Origin of the sequence: Rhizobium sp. BK098 (genome assembly GCF_014193155.1) — a bacterium.
GTDB lineage: Bacteria > Pseudomonadota > Alphaproteobacteria > Rhizobiales > Rhizobiaceae > Rhizobium.
Map to the genome: position 1 here is coordinate 120,925 of NZ_JACHYY010000004.1, position 17,767 is coordinate 138,691.

The following is a 17,767-nucleotide window of genomic DNA, read 5'->3' on the forward strand; positions in this document are numbered from 1 at the left end:
GGATTGGATCACCTTAACTTGCATCAGCTTGCCCTATGCCGTGACAGGAAATCGAGGAGCGCCGGATAGTAATCCCACGGGTTCTCATAGAAGGGCATGTGGCTGGCATTGGTGAAAACCTTGAGTTCGGCATCCTTCAAGGCAAGCTTCATCCTGAGCGCGCAGGCCGGCGTCAACTCGTCATGTTCGCCCGCCGTGATCAGCACCGGCATGGCAAGTTGCGGAAGGTCCGGAATGCGGTTCCAGTCCTTGAGATTGCCGATATAGAGAAATTCGTTCGGCCCCTGCATCGTCTCGTAGGGACCCATGTTCCAATCGTCGAGCGAACGGCGGACCGGTGCCGGCCATTCCTGCAGGCGGCAGACATGGCGATAGTTGAGTATGGTGACGGCGGCGAGATATTCGGGGTGGTTATAGGTGCCTTGCGCCTCGTGCTTCTGCATCATCGCGACCGTTTCCGGGCCGAGTGCCGCGCGCAGCCGCTCCAGCTCCGAAATCAGATGCGGCATGTCCGCGACAGTATCTTCGAGGATCAGCGTCTGCAAGTTCTCGGGATAGGTCAGCGCATAGTCGATCGCCAGCCAGCCGCCCCAGGAGTGGCCGAGCATATGGACCTTGCCGAGGCCGAGCGCCTTGCGGACGGTCTCGGTCTCCTCCACGTAACGGCCGATGGTCCATAAACCCTTGTCGGTCGGGCGGTCTGAGGCGCCGGTGCCGAGCTGATCGAAGGCAACGACCCTGTACCCCTTGTCGACCAGGCAGGAATGAGCCTCGCGCAGATAGTCGCAGGGCAGGCCGGGGCCGCCGTTCAGGCAGAAGACCGTCTCAGGGCCGCTGCCAAAGCTGTAGGAGACCACCTTATAGCCATCGACCTCGACGACATGCCGCGCCTCCGGCTCAATTTCACGCCACATTGACAACTCCGGCGAAAGATTCTGCTTGCTCAATATTTGAGCATGGCTAAATTTTTACCTTAATCCGCGCTCGGTACCAGCTATAAGAAGTGATAGGTGGAGGACCGCAGACACAGACGGGAACCGCTGCATGTTCGATCAAATCGGAACCATCAGACGCCAGTTCACGGCGCATCAGACGCTGGACGGCCGCATCGACCATATCTTCGAGGGTATGAAGGCAATCGGCTTCGAGGCTTTGATCTACGATTATTCGCCGGTTCCCTACGACCTCGACGGCAAGATCATGATCCCATCGCTTTTAAAGCTCAGGAACATCTCCGACGACATGTATGAATATTGGTTCGATCGCGGCTATTTCCGCATCGATCCGGTGCAGCAGGTGGCGCTACGAACCTCGGCGCCCTTCTTCTGGAATTATGATCCCGACGCCGATACGCTGATCAAGCGCTTCATGAGCGAGGCCACGGTTCCCGTTGCGCGCTACCTGAGCGAGCGCGACATGTCGACGGGTGTCACGGTGCCGGTGCACATGCCGCGCGGCGATTACGCGACGGTCACGGGAATTCGCTTTGGTGCCAACAAGGAGTTCGAGCGCGACGCCCTGCGTTATATCGCCGATTTCAACCTGCTTGCGCATGTCTTCCACGAGACGGCCTATTCGCTCTTCGACACCGCAGCGCTGAGTGTCGGCAAGATCCGGCTGACGGAGCGCGAAAGGGAATGCCTGCGCTATTCCGCCGAGGGCTATTCCGCCAAGGAGATTTCCCGCATCATCGATCGCTCGGTGCCGACGGTCGTCATGCATTTGAATGCCGCGGCAAAGAAGCTTGGCGCAAAGAACCGCACGCAGGCGGTTGTTCGCGCCACGCATTATCGGCTGCTGGAAGCGCAACCATCCTATAACTTCTGATAGCTGCCGCAGCCGTTTCGGTCGCGTTATGGTCTGCTCCATCGTAGCCTGGAGATGGAGAGACACGTGGCCGCAATCCCGACGCAGGAAGCCTTTCTGCCCTTTCGCGAATACCGGACATGGTACCGCATCACCGGTTCGCTCGATTCCGGCAGGCTGCCGCTCGTCGTCGCCCATGGCGGGCCTGGCTGCACCCATGATTATGTCGATAGCTTCAAGGGCATTGCCGAAGTCGATGGCCGCGCCGTCATCCACTACGATCAGCTCGGCAACGGCAAGTCCACGCGCCTGCCAGAGAAAGGCCCTGATTTCTGGACACCGGCGCTTTTCCTCGATGAGCTGGACACGCTGCTGAGGCACCTCGGCATTCAGAATCGCTATGCCTTTCTCGGACAGTCCTGGGGCGGCATGCTGGGTGCCGAACATGCGGTGCGTCGACCGAAGGGGCTGAAGGCATTGGTGATCGCCAATTCGCCGGCCAACATGCATACCTGGGTCGCAGAAGCGAATCGCCTTCGCGAGGAGCTGCCGCAAGAGGTGCAGGACACATTATTGAAGCACGAACGCGCCGGCACGATCACCGATCCGGAATATATCACTGCCTCCCGCGTCTTCTATGATCGCCATGTCTGCCGCGTCGTGCCCTGGCCGGAGGAGGTTGTCCGCACCTTCGCCACCATGGACGAGGACAATACCGTCTACCGCAACATGAATGGCCCGACCGAGTTTCACGTCATCGGCACGATGAAGGACTGGACGATCGAAGACAGACTTCCGCTCATCGAGGCGCCTACCTTGCTGATCTCAGGCAAATATGACGAGGCGACGCCTCTGGTGGTCAAGCCTTATGTCGATCGTGTGAGGGGCTGCGAGTGGGTGCTCTTTGAAAATTCGAGCCATATGCCGCATGTCGAAGAGAAGGATCTTTGCCTGAAGACGGTCTCGGAGTTCCTGGAGCGGTATGACTGATCTTTCGGCCTTAGCGGGGTATCCAATTGCGCTGCCCGCCTCGCTTCTTCCTTCGTGGACCACTTCGGTCCCCGATGGATGGCGCGGTCGTTCTAGATCGGTTTGTGGAGCATAGGGCGACCGTTGTCGAAGCTCTTGCGCCCGTTTTTCCAGCCGGCAATCACGCGGGCAATCTCGCGCACGGCCGCATTAGGGCCGGCGCTGTCGAGGAGCACGATCGTTGCTTCGTCGCCCGCCTGCAGACGCGTGCTGCCATCGAGTTGGCCCGCTGCCATTCCGCTCACCATGTCGAAAACCAAGGCCATATCTTCGTCACGCGAAAGCTGGGCCACATTGGCGTAAAGATTAGCCATGCGGATTAGCGAAGCGTCGCCATAGGGCGTGAAGGGATTAAGAATATTGTTGGTCGCAATCGACGTGGCGACCCCTCTTCCGGCGAGCAGATGGGCCGGCGCTACACCACGTGGAACCAGGCGGTCGTGTCCGCGGCCCATCAGAAACAGGTCGGTTGCCGGCAGCACCGACAGAGCGATCCCGGCTTTTGCCAGGTCATCTGCGATGGCAAACAGCTGTGCCTGTGGCATAGCCGACAGATTGGTGACGTGGCCGATCGATACGCGGCCCTGCCAGCCATGACGGAGCGTCGCGTCGATCACCTTGGGCAGATCGGTTCGATCCGGATCGAGACTGAAATCGAGATGAAAGTCGACCGCAACATTGTGCTTTGATGCCAATGCGAAAATCATGTCCACATGCCGGCCGGGAGAGGGATCCGTATAAGGACAGCCTCCCACCAGATCTGCACCATCGGCAAGTGCTGCGTCGAGCATATCGTATGTTTGCGGATCGTTCGTCAGCCCGTCCTGGGCAAAGGCGCAGATTTCGATGTCGATCGCGAAAGCATAATCCCCACGGACACGCTTGATCGCTTCAAAGGAGCGGAAGCCTGCGCGCGGATCGATCTCGACGAAGGTTCGCATCCTCGTCGTGCCGTGCGAAATCGCTCTCTCCACGACGCGTGCAGCGCGCGAATAAACATCGGCTTCTTCAAAACCTACCTTGGCTTTGGCGACTTCCTGCACGGCCTCGCTCAACGTACCCTCGCAAATTGCGCAGCGGTCGAGAATGCAGGCCTTGTCGAGATGGATATGGGTATCGACAAATCCGCCGAAGGCGAAGCTTCCCTCGCCGTCGACGTCCGATACCGCGTCGCACCGAATGCGGGGTTCTATGGCTGCGATCCGGTCGTCCTGAACTGCGATGTCGACGAAATCGCCGTCCTCCGCGATGCGAACGTTACGGATGATGAGATCGAATTGTTGATCGCTGGCGCTCAAAGTAGGATCGCGCCGCCATCGCTGCGCGGATCATGCGCGCCGTCGATCGATCCGTCGTTTCCGATGCGGATGACACCGGCTTGGCCGCCAAGCGGACTGAGAGCGCCGATTGTCGAGATCTCATGTCCCATGGCGGCAAGGGCCGACACCAATTCGGCGCCAATATTTTCCTCGATCTTCAGGCTGTCGCGGCTGTCCGAGAATGTGCGGCCGAGCAAAAAGCGCGGGCGTGCAAGGGCGGCAGCGGGATCAAGGCCGTGATCGATCAGCAGGCTGAGCAGCAGCGACAGCGTCTGTGGCTGGCCGTCCGCCCCTTGCGTTCCATAGACCAGATGCGGGCGCCCGTTCTTCAGCGCAAGACCTGGATTGAGCGTATAGAAAGGACGCTTTCCAGGCTGGATATGATTGGGGCTTGCCGGATCGGTGCTGAAGGCGGCTCCCCTGTTTTGCCAGAGGAGGCCGGTGTCGCCGATTACCACCCCGCTGCCCCAGTCGAAGTAGAGGCTTTGCAGCAGCGACGCGCATCGTCCATTGGCATCCACGGCGGCAAGCAGCGCCGTATCGCCGTGTCGATAGTCTTGCGGCCATGGCAAGGCCCATGCCGGATCGATCGCGGCAGCCTTGGCCACGAGGCGATCCGGATCGAGAAGGTGTTTCGAGACATCTGCGGCGCAGCGAGGATCGGCGATGGCGTGCCGATCGAGGAATGCCTGTTTCACGGCCTCGACCAGTGCATGATAATAGGCCGGGCTGTCGGGCTGGAAATCTGCCATCGGCAGGTGGCCGAGCACACCCATGATGCCGAGGGTGGTTATGCCTTGGGTCGGCGGTGGCGGAGCAAGAAGTATCGTGTCGCGATATGCCTGCCGGAGGGGAGCGACAATATCGGTCCGCGTGGCGGCGAGATCGGCGGCGGAGAGCGGAGAACCGACCTCGGCAAGCCCGCTCGCAATTCGCCGGGCCAGCGCACCCTCGTAGAATTCGCGGGTGCCGTGACGAGCTATGGCCTCGAGCGTCCGGGCCAAAGCGGGCTGGTGCTGGACGCCGCCAGATCGGAAGAGCCCGGTGAAGCCCGGCCAGTCGTTCAATTCATCGCGCCGGAATTCGTACCAGAAAGCCTGCGACTGACTGACCTGAAAACCATCGTCCGCGAGCGCGATGGCGTCGTCGAGAAGGGCCGGCAATTGTTCGGTGCCTACCCATTCGGCAGCGGAGTAGGCCAGCGCCTTCTCCCAGCTGTCGACGAGACATGCTGTCGTGAGCGTAGAGGCCGGCCCCCGCAGAGGTATCTCTCCCCGCGGCATGGCTGCCGCGGCCTGTCCGATGCCGAGGAAAGTCCGCGCATTACCTTTCTCGTCTGACACCAGCCAGACGGCATCGCCGCCGAGACCGCAGAAATGAGGATAGGTAACCGACAAGGCAGCGCCGGCTGCCACAAGCGCTTCGATTGCATTGCCGCCGCGCTTCAGCACTTTCGCGCCAGCTTGGCTGGCCAGCCAATGCGGTGTCGCGATCATTGCGCCGGAAGACGGCGAATTCGTTTGCGGGGTCTCTTTAGCAGAAGGGCTCATGAGTAGATTTCAGCGATGCTTCCGGTGGCGATGCGGTTTGGCGTGGAGCGACGGCGGCGGCTTTCGACCGATACTCGGCCATTGGAGTCACGAAATCGTCCTTCAGGCTAACGGTAATGACATGCGTTTGGCATGGGCACAATCCTGACGGCATGATCTGCACAACCGTGCATGCAATACCGATGCCATAAGGAATCCTGGTTAACCGTGCTCAGCATTCCGCCTGCTAAGCTTTTGTGTTTTATTTGGAATAAGTCCGCGGCCAACCAATCCCGGAAGAAAGCGGCCTTTGCCGGTTCTCCGAGATTGCCGCAGCCGATGCCTAACAATTCATTTCGTCATGAATAGGTGACGGAAAAAGTGGCAGTCAGTTAAAGGCCTTCGAATTAACCGGCATGATGCGGTCGGCATAAGGCGGTCTTGGAAGGTCATTCTCCTTCTCATCGAGATCGGGGATCGGCGGCGGGTGCGGGCGGGACGTCGGCGCCCGCACCCTTCTCTTCGGCCGGTCTCTTGGTCCGGAGGAGGGACAGCACAAAGACGAAAAAGACCGGGACGAAGAAGACGGCAAGGACCGTTGCGGAGATCATGCCGCCAAGGACGCCCGTGCCGATCGCGTTCTGGCTGGCGGCACTGGGGCCTGTTGCGATCGCCAGCGGCACGACGCCAAGCGTGAAGGCAAGCGACGTCATCACGATCGGGCGGAAGCGGACGCGAGCAGCCTCGGCCGCTGAATCCAGCAGGGACTTGCCTTGTGCGTAATAATCCCTGGCGAACTCGACGATCAGGATGGCGTTCTTCGCCGATAGGCCGATGATCGCAATGAGCCCGACCTTGAAATAAAGGTCGTTCGGCATGTCGCGGAGGATTGCCGCCAATACGCAGCCGATGATGCCGAGTGGTACGACAAGCATGACCGACAGCGGGATCGACCAGCTCTCATAGAGGCCCGCCAGCAGCAGGAAGACGAAGAGGATGCTGAAGGCGAAGAGGATCGGCGCCTGGCTGCCGGAGGCGATTTCCTCGCGCGACTGACCGGACCACTCGTAGCCGAAACCGTCGGGAAGTTCGGATGCGAGGCGTTCCATCTCGGCAATCGCAGCACCTGAAGACTTGCCTGTTGCTGCCTCGCCGGTGATACGGACGGTCGGATAACCATTGTAGTCGACAATCTGCGGATCGCCCTTGCGCCAATCAGCGGTCGCGAAGGATGCCAGCGGCACCATCCCGCCGCTTGCGTTGCGGACGTTCAGCTTCATCATGTCTTCCACCTGCATGCGGCTGCGGCCATCCGCCTGCACGATGACCTGCTGCATGCGGCCGGCATTCGGATAGTCGTTGATATAGGAGGAGCCGAGGTTCGCGGTGATCGCATCGTTGATGTCGGTGAAGCCGACGCCGAAGGTGTTCGCCTTCTCGCGGTCGATCGCAAGCATGATCTGTGCGGCTTCCTGCATGCCCTCGATGCGGACGTTCGTCGCCACGCTGCTCTTGGCCGCCTTTGCCATCAGCTCTTCCGCCGCTTGCTTGAGCGCCTTCTGTCCGCGCCCGGCGCGATCCTGGAGCCGGAAGGAGAAGCCGCTCGTCGTTCCGAAACCTTCGATTGGCGGCGGCGAAAGGGCATAGGAGGTGGCGTCCTTCAATCCGGCGAGCTGTGCGTTGACGCGCTCTGCGATTTCCGGCACCGAGCTGCCCGCCGGCCGTACGGCCCAGTCCTTGAGCGTGACGAAGGCGATGGCCGAGTTCGGCCCGTTTCCGGAGAAGCTGAAACCCTGGACGGCAAAGACGTTTTCGACGGCCGGTTCGGCCTTGAAAATCGCCTCGATCTGCTTCAGCGACGCGATCGTGCGGTTGGCGCTCGCCTCCGGCGGTCCCTGGACGTCGACGATCAAGATGCCCTGGTCTTCCTCCGGCACGAAGGAACCGGGCAAGTTGACGAAAAGATAGCCGAGGCCGATGACGAGCGCGAGATAGACGCCCATCACGCGTCCCGACCGGCGCGCAAGGCCGGCAGTCGTCTTGGTGTAGCCCGCCGTCATTCCGTCGAACTTGCGATTGAACCACCCGCCGAGCCCCTTCTTTTCGTGGTGGTTTCCGTCGATCGGCTTCAGGAAGGTGGCGCAGAGCGCCGGCGTCAGCGACAGCGCCAGGAAGGCCGAGAACATGATCGAGACGACCATCGTCAGCGAGAACTGGCGATAGATGATGCCGGAAGCTCCGGGGAAGAATGCCATCGGAATGAAGACGCAGGACAGCACCAGCGTGATGCCGAGGATGGCGCCGGTGATCTGCTTCATTGCCTTCTGCGTCGCGGCTTTCGGCGGCAAACCCTCTTCGGCCATGATACGCTCGACATTCTCGACCACGACAATGGCGTCATCGACGAGGATGCCGATCGCAAGCACCATGGCAAACATGGTCAGCACGTTGATGGAGAAGCCTGTCGCATACATGATGGCGCAGGTTCCGAGCAGGGCAACGGGCACGACGAGTGTCGGGATGACCGTGTAGCGGAAGTTCTGCAGGAAGACGAACATTACGATGAAGACAAGCACGATCGCCTCGACGAGCGTGTGCACGACCTTCTCGATCGAGGCATTGACGAAGGGGCTGGTGTCATAGGGGATCGAGTACTCGACACCTTTCGGGAAGAACTTCGACAGCTCGTCCATCTTCGCCTTAACGGCCCCCGAGACGGCAACGGCGTTGCCTGTCGAGGAAAGCTGGATGGCAAGGCCGGCGCTCGGATTGCCGTTGAGCCGGCTTGCAGTCGAATAGGTTTCCGCGCCATCCTCGACACGGGCGACGTCGCGCAGGCGCACGGTCGAACCGTCGGGATTGGCGCGAAGGATGATGTCACCGAATTGCTTCGCGCTGTTGAGCTGGCCCTCGACGATCACGGTGGCGGTCAGATCCTGGCTGACCGGATTGGGCGTGGCGCCGATCTGACCGGCTGCGACCTGCGCGTTCTGGGCGGTGATTGCCGCGCTGATGTCGGCCGCAGTCAGATGGAGGCCGACCATCTTGTCCGGGTCGATCCAGACGCGCAGCGCCCGCTGCGAGGCGAAGACCTGCGCACGGCCAACACCGGGAAGGCGGCGCAGCTCTCCGAGGATATTGCGGTTGATGTAGTCGCCGAGCGCGATCTCATCCATCTTGCCGTCGGTCGAGGTCAGAGCCGCGATCAGCAGGAAGCCGGCACTGGCTTCTTCGACCTGAATGCCTTGCGTGCGAACCGCCTGCGGCAGTCGCGCCTCGATGCGCCGCACCGCATTTTGCACGTCGACGGTCGCCTTGCCGATATCGGTTCCGGAGACGAAGGTGGCGTTGATGCTCACCGAGCCGGAATTGTCGGAGGTCGACTCGAAATAGGCGATGCCGTGGACGCCGTTCAGCTCCTGCTCGATCAGCCGGGTCACGCCTTGATAGATTTCCTGCGGCGAGGCGCCGGGGTAGGAGGCGGAAATGGAAAGCTGCGGAGGAGCGACGGCGGGATATTGCGCGACCGGCAATATCGGGATGGTAATAATCCCCGCAATCATGATGAAGAAAGCAAAGACCCATGCGAGGACGGGTCGCCTGATAAAGAACTGTGCCATGATTTGATTACTTTGCGGCCTGGTCTGAGGTGTTCGGCTCGGCGCTTGGCGGCGTCCACGGTTCGGCGACGACCTTGCCACCGGGCGGGACCTTCGGGACTCCGTCCGCTATGATGGTTTCGCCATCCTTCAGCCCGGAAAGCACGATCCATTCGGCGCCGAGAGACGTGCCGAGGGCGATGTTGCGCACCTGTGCTGTTTGGTCGGCGGAGATCACGAAAATTTGCGGATTGCCCTCGGCGTCCCTCATCACCGCCCTTTGCGGAATGGTGATGCCGCTCTTCTGGACCGCCTGCTGGATGCGCACGCGGACATACATGCCCGGCAGGAGATCGCCATCGGGATTGGGAAATTCCGCACGCAATGTGACCTGTCCCGTGTTGGGGTCCACATTCGCGTTCGAAAACAGCAGCTTGCCTGGCTTGGAATAAGTCTTTCCACCATCGAACACGAGCTCGACGGATGCCTGTCCGGGCGCCGGGCTCTGCAGCTTGCCTTCGCTGACGGCCCGCTTCAGTGCCAGGAGGTCCTGCGCGGATTGCGTGAAATCGGCATAGACCGGATCGATCTGCTGGATGAGCGCGAGATTGGACGCGCCTTCCGCGGTCACAAGCGTTCCCTCGGTCACGAGAGCGCCACCGATGATGCCGGTGATGGGCGCTTTTACCTCGGTGTAGTCCAGATTGATCTCAGCTTCGTCGAGGGCGGCTTGCTGAGCCGCGACATCGGCGTCGGCCTGTGCGAGATTGACGGCGGCTGTATCATAGTCGACGGCGGTCGAGACATTGCGCTCTCGCAACGAGCGCTGGCGTTCCAGCTGTTGCCCCGCATTGGCCTGGACGGCCTTCGCCTTCTGCAAGGCCGCCCTGGCGCTCGCCACCCGCACCTGAAACAGCTTCGGATCGATCCGGTAGAGAACGTCGCCCTTATGGACGAGGCTGCCCTGCTCGAAGACGCGCTCCTGGAGAATGCCCGAGACGCGAGCACGCACCTCGGAGACCCGGGTCGCGGCGATGCGCCCTGGAAGCTCGCTCGTGACAGGCACCGGATGCGCCTTGATTTCCAGGACACCGACTGTGGGAGCGGGCATTTCGCTGCTCTCCTGCGCGTAAGCGTGGCTGGAAATCAGCATAAGCATCGCCATTGCCGCCAATATCGCCTTCCCGCAAGGCAGTTCGATTGCAGATCGCATAAATGTATTCCCAATTGACCGGGACGCGAGGAGATCGTCGCTCCGCGTCTCGACGGCATGAACTCATTCGAAAGGAGCCGCTTCAACGCCGGGCGCGAATGGCACTTTCGTCCGAGCCTAAGCAAACATTGGGATTGTTGGCCTTCGGTCGACGTTTTGTGGAGGTTCTATGGAGGAGGGCAGAGGAATGTTGACGCGCAGGCCCTGTCTGACGTTTCTATCCGGTAAAGGAGCCTTGGATGGAAAATGCATTGATATTGATCGTCGAGGATGAGCCGGAAATCTCCGATATTCTTGAACGCTATTTTGAGCGCGAGGGGTTTCGTGTGCTGACGGCCTCGGACGGCGAGATCGGGCTTTCCCATCACCAGCGGCTGCGGCCCGATCTCGTCGTCCTCGACGTCAAGCTGCCGAAACTCGACGGTCACACCGTGCTTGCCACCATCCGCCAAAGAGGCGATACGCCGGTCATCATGGTCACGGCACTTGCCGACGATCTCGACAAGCTGCATGGGCTGCGCTCCGGCGCCGACGACTATGTGGTCAAGCCGTTCAACCCGGTCGAGGTGGTCGCCCGGGCGCGGGCGGTTCTGAGACGGGCGACGGGAAGTGCTGCGAACAAGGTGCTGCGGGTCGGCAGGCTCGCAATCGATCCGATCGCCCACATGGCCGTCGTCGAGGACGGCGAAAACCGCATGCCGTTGAACCTGACGCGCACCGAATTCCGCATCCTCGAATATATGGCTGGATTTCCGAACAGGGCCTTCGAACGCGGCGAGATCGTCGATGCCTGCCTTCCCGAAGGCGATGCGCTTGACCGCACTGTCGACAGTCACATGAGCAAACTTCGCCGCAAGCTCGATGCCGCCGGTGTCGGCGAGCTTCTCAATGGCGTCAGGGGAGTAGGTTACCGCCTTGGCGATTTCGGTTAGCAACAGCCTTAACAGGCAAATCATCTGGTCGACGACCATCGTCGCCTTCGTCGCTCTGTCGGTGATGTTTTTCGGCTTCCTGATCTACGGCTATGTCTACGAATGGCTGTTTAAGGACTCCGCTCCGCCGGACGACTGGGCCGTCAGCGATTTCGTCGTGCTCGGCATCAACGTGGCAATTGGCCAGGCCGTCGGCGCTTATGTCGGATGGCGGCTTGCCCGGCGTCTCGTCAAGCCTCTGACGGCCGTGACGGAGGCTGCGCGCCTTATCGCGGATGGAGACTTCGCGGGACGGGCGACCGGCGAAGGCAATTTCGGCGAAGCTGACCGTCTGATCAACGATTTCAATCGGATGGCAGAGGAGCTGCAAAGGGCGGAAAAGGAGCTCCAATATTCGAATTCGGCCATCGCGCACGAGTTGCGCACGCCGCTGACGATCCTGCGCGGGCGCATGCAGGGGCTGGCGGATGGGGTGTTCGAGCCGAGCCAGGAGGTATTCCGCGGATTGATCGGACATATCGATGCTCTGACGCGCATCGTCGACGACCTCAGGACGCTTTCGCTGATGAATGCCGGGCGCATGGAGCTGCAGCAATCGCGTTTCGACGTTGGAGAAGAAATCGCAGACATCATCGATTCCGTTGGGCCGGCGCTTGCCAGCCTCAGCATCAGGATTGAAACCGACTTGCAGAAGATGCCGGTGATTGCCGATCGGGCGCGCATCCGGCAGGCAATGCTTGCGCTCATCGACAATGTCGCACGCTACGCTCCTGGCTCGAGGTTGAGTGTAGCCTCTCAGGAGGCCGGCAACCTGTGCGTCATCATGGTTTCGGATGACGGCCCCGGCATGACGGCTGCGGAAAGCGAACGGGCCTTTGAGCGGTTCTGGAGGGCCGACGATGCGAGAACGCGAAGAGGCGGCGGGTCAGGCCTCGGCCTCGCCGTCGTCAAGGCGATCGCCGAGGCGCATGGCGGCCACGCGACGATCGACAGCCGCAAGGGTGGCGGCACGACCGTTGTGCTGACAATCCCGCGCTGCTGAGATCGTGCGCAGGGCAGCAAATGGCCTGTTCCAGGCGTTCGAGAATCCTCATGCGCTGAGAATCCGCCGCAACACCTCCACCAATTCGATTGTACCTCGACGGATCTCGCCCACATCTCTTTCGACATCTATTCGGTCTGCATTGTGGGCGGTATAAAGTTCGACCAGCAGTCGCGCATAGTCTTCGGAAAGACCCGCCCGCATGAGTGCGGCTTGCCATTCGGTCTCGGGAAGCGGTTTGGCAACGACCTCGCGCCCGGCCAGCAAGCCGATGGCCGCCGCAACGTCATTCGGCGTATAACGCCGAGGACCTTCGGCATGAACAATCCTTAGCGCGGTGTCCTGCTTTTCCAAAAGCAGTTCCGCCGCGATCGAACCCACGTCATAGGCGGAGATGGTCGGAAGAAGCTTGGTCAGCGGATGATAGAAGCTCGGCAATCGGCCGCTATCCGCCGCTACTTTTGCCAGACGCGCCCAGTTCTCCATGTGCTCGGCCGATCGCAGCAGGATAAGCCTTTCGGTCTCCAGCCGACGCAGCCGTGTTTCAAGCGCGTGGAAGATCAAGGTGACGCCGGTGCCAGAGCTATGCTGCGCGCCATAGTCGGAAATGGCAAGAATGGTTCGCGGCTTGGCGGCTGACAGCGCTTCGCCAATACGGTCCACCAGTCGTCTCATGCTGGAATAGGCTTCAGCGGCACGAATATCGACCGGGCAGATGATCTGGACGGCGCTCGCCCCTTCGAATGCGGCCGTCAGCGCCCGATGGTCGTGCACATCGGCAATGGCGATCTCGCAGCCAAGATCCAAAAGGGCCTGTGCTTTCGAGCCGTCGCGCAGAACTGCGCGAACGGGAACGCCAGCCTTGCGCAGGGCGGCGATGGTCGTGCGGCCAACCTTGCCGGTGGCGCCCAGAATTGCGTGCATTGCATCTTCTCCTGTCGATTTTCCTGCAGTCTAGCGATGTATGCTCGCGGGATCGCACAGATCCGGATGGTCAATTGCAGGTTTGGACGACAATCGAAGTCATGAATGCATCCGGCTCAGCATGCCGGGGGTGAGGCCGAGGATGCGCCGCATCCAGTGCGTCATGTGGCTCTGATTGGCAAACCCTGTCGCCAAAGCGATTTCGGCGAGCGGCATGTCGGTGGAGAGGATGAGCAATTTGGCGCGCTCGATCCGGCGCGTCAGCACATAGTGATGAACCGGCACGCCGAAAGTGGCGCGAAAGAGTGGCTTCAAATGCGATACGCTGAGACCGACCGTCGCGGCAAGATCGCCAAGAGACAGCGACTGGTCGATATGGGCTTCGATGAAATCCACCAGGCGTCGTTGATGGCGGTTTGTCAAAGTGGCGCCTATCGCGGCTGTACCGACCGAAGTCTGTTCGCCGCCTTCCACCAGGCGGATCGCCAGCGCCAGGCCTAATGCTTCGGCATAAGTCCTGTCTGATGGAACGGGCGACTCGATTTCGGCCTTGATCGCCCAGGCGATCGATTCAATCCGGGAATCCCGAAGCTGGAATTTTGGTGCCAGAGAAACCGCATCCGAATTTCTGCCGAGCGCTTCTGCGGCGGATTGAAGGAGTTCGTGCTGGATATTCAGGCGTAGAATGGTGCAGTCCCCGTCATCTTCCCACCAGCCATCGAGTCCGGCAGGAACGATATCGATATCGCCATGCGCCTGCCGACGGCGGTATTGACGGCCGTCGCACTCACAAAAAGCATTTACGGCCCGCCCGAAATGAATGCCGAGCCGATGCGTCTGCGACCCCGGCACATGGGTTCGGCCAGCCTGAATACGAAGGAAATTCGCTTCCAGGCCCTTCCAGCCGCGATCCTTGCTGGAGAGGAGTGTCGCGGCGGTGCTGTTGAGCTGGTCCATGACTATGCGCTTCCGTTAATCCATCGTCCGCAACTGGGACGATCTATATCCAGAGAATATAGTTAGAGCGGCGCATCTGGTCGAGCTGTCTTCGGCAATGTGCGGCCGTCACGCCCATCGGTGTGGTTCGCGCGCCGGAGATCAGCGAATGATCAGGCAGAATGTCCGAATGAACGCGGTCCCGTTGGAGAGGCCGCGTCCATTTCTGCTGATCGAATGTCACTTCCAGCTTGTAAAGTCGGCGGCGGCGCAGCCGAACGGGGCGCGTTGATCGCCGAAACGCTTTTTCAACTGATCGCAGCCCCAGCGGTTGAGAGGCGCCGGCATCATATTGTTGAGATCCATGGCGGGCGATGTGAATTGCGAGTCGGCGCTGGTCACATACCAGATCCAATAGCCGAAAACGCCGCCGATGAAGAGAAGTATGACGAGGAGGCCCCTGGCAAGCCGTGCCATGACGGACGGCCCTCTTTTTCCTTGGACAATGAGCTCCGGCGGATGGATGCCAAGTTCTGCTGTTAGCGGCGCAAGAATGCCCGCGCGCTCCTCCGCCGAGATGTCGATGCGTTCCAGCCGGTTGTCCAAAAGCACCGGGAGGGCCGTATTTCCATGCCAGACGGCAAGCGCCACCGCCTTGCCGCCTTTTGCGCCAACGACCAGCGGCTCCTGTCCGGGCTCGAAGATCGTATGGGCTGTTCGTCCGGTTTTTCTGCCGACGATCTTGTCGGCATAGGTCACTATCAGTCGCTTGCCGCGTCGCTGGAAAGCGGTGATTTCCACCGGAACCGGCTCGAGCTGGGCAGGCCGGCGCAGTTGTCCGCGGGCGTGCCAGACGCGCAGGATCTGGAAGATCGCGGCAATGCAGGCGCCGCCAAGAAGAGCGACGAAGACGGCAAGCGTTATGATCCGGTTCCAGAGCATATCCAGTCCGAGGCTGAGGGTCGCCAAGTCTGGATGATCTCTGGAGATGACGAGGTCAGTGTCATAGTCGCCGGCATGGATATCGACGAACATGATTTCGACATCCTTGTCGTAGGTCTGCCCATTGTAGGCATATTTGAGGTGCGCCTCGCAGGTGGTGAAGAAGCCTCTTCGCGTTGAGCATTTTCCGTCGTGGATATCACCATCGACGAGATTGATGGGGTTTTGGCTGATCGTCCAATCCCTCAATATGCCCGGCGCTTCGTAAACCGTCATGAAACCCGTAAGCGCAATCAGGATCGGCAGGGAGAAATAGACGGCCTTCGGCGTCGTGATCACCCCTCGAGCAAGCATGATGGCTCTCTGGGGAAGCTTAATCGTCGGAAATGTCATTGTCTGCCCTGGAACTCCGAATGGTTGCGTAGGCAGCCGCAAGGCGAGGAGCGAAGCATATGCTTCGCAAAATCCTGGGGTGATTTGGCGCCTACATTAGCAGCGCGGGAAGATAGGCGTTTTGCTTGACAGCTCAATATATGGTTGTGAAGCATTCCCCGGCTTTACGATGATGTGATATCAAATGCTTGCAGCGTGTGACCTTTTTGCCTCGCAAGATCAATCGACGGGTCGAGCCCGCTGGTTTTCACTTTGAACCGGTAATTCGAGGCCAAAAAGAAAAGCAACATGACCATGTCGCCTGGAGCAGGTCTGCGGCCGCTCCGTCATGTCGCATCCAGATAGGGCTTCAGGGGCATGTCGTCGTGCCGGGGCACCGTCTGCCGTTCGATCATGTGGTGAATGACCGGCGGCCCGTCGCCACGATGCAGTCTATCCAGCTGTTCGGCGACCTCGACATCGGCATGCGTCTGGCGCTGGCCGTGGCGGACATAGTCGATCCATGTCGGCAGATGGTAGCTTTCCGTCCAGGTGTTCGGTTTTTCGAGATCGCGCAACAGCGACCATTGCTTCGCGCCATCGCGGATTCTCATCCGGCGGCGCTTCGCCATGACGGCCAGGAATTCCTCTACGTCCTCCTGCTCGATGTCGTAGTCCACCATGACGAGGATAGGGCCGCTTCTGGGGCGCAGGTCGAGCTGTAATTGCGGCTCGCTGAAGGTGTTCGTCGGATCCAGATTGAGGGATTCGAAGTCCGGCTGCTGCAACAGGAGGCCAAGCAGACCGCCAATACCGAGAGCGGCGCTTGCGATGAGAAGGGCGCCGGTCACGCCGTGGGCATCGGCCAGTTCGCCCCAGAGCCAGCTCCCCACAGCCATGCCGCCGAAGGTGGCGGTCTGATAGAGAGACAAAGCGCGGCCGACGACCCAGCGCGGCGTGGAAAGCTGAACCGTGACGTTGAAGAGAGAAAAGGCCTGCACCCATGCGACGCCGGCCGGCATGAGCAGAAGGCAGCTTAGCCATACCTGGTCGCTAAGCGCCAGGAAGAAGCAGCTGACGGCCAGCGTGAAGAAGGCACCACGGATCACCCATTCATTGCTCAGCGCATCGCGGATACGGCCGATCAGCATCGCGCCGCAGATGGCGCCGAAGCCGAAGAAGCCGAGCATGATGCCGTAGGTTATTGCGGTCCCATGCACATGATCGCGTGCAACGAGAGGCAGCAAAGCCAGAATGACGATCGCCGTCAGGCCGAAGACGAAGCTGCGGCACATCACCTTGAGCAGGTTCGGCGACATCTGGACGTAGCGAAATCCGGCAGACATTGCGCTGCCGAAAGACTCGCGCGGCAGCGTGTTGCGCACAGGAGCCTTCTTCCAGCGCCATAGGGTGAAGATGAGTGCAAAATAACAGAAGACGTTGAAGAGAAATGCGAAGGCCGCGCCTGCAGCCGCCACGATGACGCCGCCGATCGCCGGCCCGATGCTGCGCATGAGGTTATAGCTCATGCTGTTGAGCGCGACCGCACCCGGCAGATGCTCGCGCGGCACGACATCGCCCATGGATGCCTGCCATGACGGGTTATGCAGCGCGCCGCCGCAGCCGATCATGAAGGTGAAGCAAAGCAGCAGCCAGGGCGTCAAGGCATTGCTGTAGGACAGGATCGCCAGCGTTGCCGATACGCTGAGCATCAGCGTCTGCGCGATCAGCATGATCCGTCTTCGGTCGTAATTGTCGGCAAGCGCGCCGGCAGCGAGCGAAAAGATCATGACAGGCAGCGTCGTGGAGGATTGAACCAGGGCGACCATGCCATGGGAGGTGGCGAGGCTGGTCATCAGCCAGGCAGCCCCCACACCTTCGACCAATCCGCCGAGATTGGAGATGAGTGTTGCCGACCAGAGAGAACGGAATGTCTTGGACTGAAACGCGACGAGCGGGGAGGTTCTCTTGGGCATGTCGGCTTTTCTTCGCAGGATTGTCTTGCTCGGCGGCAAAGCGGACTCGCTCAAAGCGTACGCACCGCCGAGTCGGTATCAACCCTATAGTGATTTGCTAAGTTCCGAAATCATTTTGGAATAATATTCTCGTCAATGAAGGCGGAAT

General features: G+C 60.4%; 13 protein-coding genes. 4 read left to right on the forward strand and 9 right to left on the reverse strand.

Annotated features, from left to right (window positions below; all coding sequences use genetic code 11):
* Positions 1-23: 23 nt before the first annotated feature.
* Positions 24-914 carry a proline iminopeptidase-family hydrolase gene (locus FHT73_RS12610; RefSeq protein WP_183712009.1) on the reverse strand — a complete coding sequence of 297 codons (891 nt, stop codon included), beginning with the start codon at positions 912-914 and terminating at the stop codon, positions 24-26.
* A 130-nt stretch (positions 915-1,044) separates the two neighbouring features.
* Here FHT73_RS12610 and FHT73_RS12615 point away from each other — a divergent pair, with 130 nt between their 5' ends.
* Complete coding sequence (locus tag FHT73_RS12615; protein WP_112338146.1) at positions 1,045-1,827, forward strand: LuxR family transcriptional regulator; 783 nt, start codon at positions 1,045-1,047, stop codon at positions 1,825-1,827.
* 54 nt (positions 1,828-1,881) lie between these two features.
* On the forward strand, positions 1,882-2,796 hold the full coding sequence (locus FHT73_RS12620; RefSeq protein ID WP_183712011.1) for a proline iminopeptidase-family hydrolase: 915 nt from the start codon (positions 1,882-1,884) through the stop codon (positions 2,794-2,796).
* A 92-nt stretch (positions 2,797-2,888) separates the two neighbouring features.
* On the opposite strand, the gene FHT73_RS12625 is transcribed toward FHT73_RS12620, so the two are convergent.
* From FHT73_RS12625 to FHT73_RS12640, 4 genes are all read right to left on the reverse strand, one after another.
* On the reverse strand, positions 2,889-4,133 hold the full coding sequence (locus FHT73_RS12625) for an amidohydrolase family protein (protein WP_183712013.1): 1,245 nt from the start codon (positions 4,131-4,133) through the stop codon (positions 2,889-2,891).
* Complete coding sequence (locus FHT73_RS12630; protein ID WP_183712015.1) at positions 4,130-5,704, reverse strand: gamma-glutamyltransferase family protein; 1,575 nt, start codon at positions 5,702-5,704, stop codon at positions 4,130-4,132. The genes FHT73_RS12625 and FHT73_RS12630 overlap by 4 nt, the downstream gene beginning before the upstream one ends.
* A 440-nt stretch (positions 5,705-6,144) precedes the next feature.
* On the reverse strand, positions 6,145-9,303 hold the full coding sequence (locus FHT73_RS12635; RefSeq protein WP_183712017.1) for an efflux RND transporter permease subunit: 3,159 nt from the start codon (positions 9,301-9,303) through the stop codon (positions 6,145-6,147).
* A 7-nt stretch (positions 9,304-9,310) separates the two neighbouring features.
* The gene (locus FHT73_RS12640; RefSeq protein WP_246712122.1) at positions 9,311-10,447 is read right to left on the reverse strand and encodes an efflux RND transporter periplasmic adaptor subunit; all 1,137 of its coding nucleotides are present in this window, start codon (positions 10,445-10,447) and stop codon (positions 9,311-9,313) included.
* Positions 10,448-10,734: 287 nt separating this feature from the next.
* On the opposite strand from FHT73_RS12640, the gene FHT73_RS12645 reads away from it, so the two are divergent.
* Entirely contained in the window at positions 10,735-11,427 is a 693-nt protein-coding gene (locus tag FHT73_RS12645; protein WP_112414431.1) for a response regulator, read from the forward strand.
* Entirely contained in the window at positions 11,411-12,469 is a 1,059-nt protein-coding gene (locus tag FHT73_RS12650; protein WP_183712022.1) for a HAMP domain-containing sensor histidine kinase, read from the forward strand. The genes FHT73_RS12645 and FHT73_RS12650 overlap by 17 nt, the downstream gene beginning before the upstream one ends.
* 48 nt (positions 12,470-12,517) lie before the next feature.
* On the opposite strand, the gene FHT73_RS12655 is transcribed toward FHT73_RS12650, so the two are convergent.
* From FHT73_RS12655 to FHT73_RS12670, 4 genes are all read right to left on the reverse strand, one after another.
* Positions 12,518-13,393 carry an NAD(P)H-binding protein gene (locus FHT73_RS12655; RefSeq protein WP_183712024.1) on the reverse strand — a complete coding sequence of 292 codons (876 nt, stop codon included), beginning with the start codon at positions 13,391-13,393 and terminating at the stop codon, positions 12,518-12,520.
* A 99-nt stretch (positions 13,394-13,492) separates the two neighbouring features.
* Positions 13,493-14,350: an AraC family transcriptional regulator gene (locus tag FHT73_RS12660; RefSeq protein ID WP_183712026.1), complete on the reverse strand. Its 858-nt coding sequence runs from the start codon at positions 14,348-14,350 to the stop codon at positions 13,493-13,495.
* A gap of 219 nt (positions 14,351-14,569) precedes the next feature.
* The gene (locus FHT73_RS12665; RefSeq protein WP_246712102.1) at positions 14,570-15,625 is read right to left on the reverse strand and encodes a hypothetical protein; all 1,056 of its coding nucleotides are present in this window, start codon (positions 15,623-15,625) and stop codon (positions 14,570-14,572) included.
* 365 nt (positions 15,626-15,990) lie between these two features.
* A complete protein-coding gene (locus FHT73_RS12670) occupies positions 15,991-17,619 on the reverse strand; it encodes an MFS transporter (protein ID WP_112609931.1) in 1,629 nt (542 codons plus the stop codon).
* Positions 17,620-17,767: the final 148 nt, after the last annotated feature.

Coding starts and splice junctions, on each gene's coding strand:
- FHT73_RS12670 (WP_112609931.1), bottom strand. CDS start 17,619: ATGCCCAAGAGAACCTCCCCGCTCGTCGCGTTTCAGTCCAAGACATTC.
- FHT73_RS12610 (WP_183712009.1), bottom strand. CDS start 914: ATGTGGCGTGAAATTGAGCCGGAGGCGCGGCATGTCGTCGAGGTCGAT.
- FHT73_RS12660 (WP_183712026.1), bottom strand. CDS start 14,350: ATGGACCAGCTCAACAGCACCGCCGCGACACTCCTCTCCAGCAAGGAT.
- FHT73_RS12640 (WP_246712122.1), bottom strand. CDS start 10,447: ATGGCGATGCTTATGCTGATTTCCAGCCACGCTTACGCGCAGGAGAGC.
- FHT73_RS12635 (WP_183712017.1), bottom strand. CDS start 9,303: ATGGCACAGTTCTTTATCAGGCGACCCGTCCTCGCATGGGTCTTTGCT.
- FHT73_RS12665 (WP_246712102.1), bottom strand. CDS start 15,625: ATGCTTGCTCGAGGGGTGATCACGACGCCGAAGGCCGTCTATTTCTCC.
- FHT73_RS12620 (WP_183712011.1), top strand. CDS start 1,882: ATGGAGAGACACGTGGCCGCAATCCCGACGCAGGAAGCCTTTCTGCCC.
- FHT73_RS12645 (WP_112414431.1), top strand. CDS start 10,735: ATGGAAAATGCATTGATATTGATCGTCGAGGATGAGCCGGAAATCTCC.
- FHT73_RS12655 (WP_183712024.1), bottom strand. CDS start 13,393: ATGCACGCAATTCTGGGCGCCACCGGCAAGGTTGGCCGCACGACCATC.
- FHT73_RS12630 (WP_183712015.1), bottom strand. CDS start 5,704: ATGAGCCCTTCTGCTAAAGAGACCCCGCAAACGAATTCGCCGTCTTCC.
- FHT73_RS12615 (WP_112338146.1), top strand. CDS start 1,045: ATGTTCGATCAAATCGGAACCATCAGACGCCAGTTCACGGCGCATCAG.